Genomic DNA, 1,098 nt, shown 5'->3' on the forward strand with positions numbered 1-1,098 from the left:
GCGCAGTACAGACCGTGGGAGATTTCGCCCCTCCTCCTTTCACCCAAGCGCCGATAAAGAATGCTTCGGCCTGGATCGACGATAGAGACAAGCCTGCGCCTCTGGGTGACCCCTTCAAGTGTTCAAACCTTAGCCCGGAGGATTTCCAATGGCAATGCCGGTTTCTGTCACAAAGCCAATCGTGGGCGTGGATGTCGCCAAGAACGAGCTGGTGATCTATCACGCAGAGCTTGATGTGTTGGAAGCGATTCCTAACGACAAGGCGGCCATCAAAAGGTGGTTGAAAGTATTGCCGGGACCCGTCGATGTTGCCATTGAGTCGACCAATATCTATCACTTGGATTTTGCTGATCTGGCCTATGAGGCCGGTTGCACGATCTATATGGTGGGCGGTTATGAACTTCATCATTACCGCAAAGGCGTAAAAATACGCGCCAAAACCGACGCGCTGGACGCCAAGCTTCTGGCTCGTTACCTGAAGAACGAAGGGCATGAGCTTCATCCATGGGCGCCGCCATCTCCGTTGTATCGCCAGCTTCTAAGCCTTTTCCGCCGTCGTGCTGCCTTGGTTCAGGCTCGAGTCGCCCTGGTACAAAGCTGGGCGAACGAGCCACTACTGAAGACAGCTTTCGCCGAGCAAATCGCCGCCATGCAGAGGCTTGAGACATTGATCGAGAAGACGATCAAGGATCATCTGAAAAATGCCGGTTTGCTAGGTCAACTGAACCGTTGCCTGAAAGTCGAGGGCATCGGATTTTTGACCGGAGCTCGTTTGCTTACGGCATTTCAGCGGGGCGACTTCAAGAATGCAGACGCTTTTATCGCTTTCTTGGGAATGGATTTGCGAGTGTCCCAATCAGGACAAAAAGATGACCGGCGAAGCTTGAGCAAACGCGGCGACCCGGAAGTTCGTCGGCTTTTACACAACGCAGCCATGTCGGCCAGCCGTACGTCTGCCTGGAAAGGCTTTTATGAAAAACTAAGAGCTCGGGGCTTCGCTACCACGCAGGCGCTAGTAATACTGGCTCGCAAGCTTGCTCGGATCGTATTCGCTTTGCTGAAAGGACAAAGCGAATACCAACCAAAAGCGGCTTGAGG

Annotated in this window: 1 protein-coding gene; it reads left to right on the plus strand. The window is 53.4% G+C overall.

Features of this window, described 5'->3' with window-relative positions:
* Positions 1-148: 148 nt before the first annotated feature.
* Complete coding sequence (locus HU767_RS28500) at positions 149-1,096, plus strand: transposase (RefSeq protein ID WP_186710884.1); 948 nt, start codon at positions 149-151, stop codon at positions 1,094-1,096.
* Positions 1,097-1,098: the final 2 nt, after the last annotated feature.

The sequence above is a fragment of the Pseudomonas sp. SWRI179 genome, assembly GCF_014268705.1.
In the GTDB taxonomy this organism is placed as follows: domain Bacteria; phylum Pseudomonadota; class Gammaproteobacteria; order Pseudomonadales; family Pseudomonadaceae; genus Aquipseudomonas; species Aquipseudomonas zanjanensis.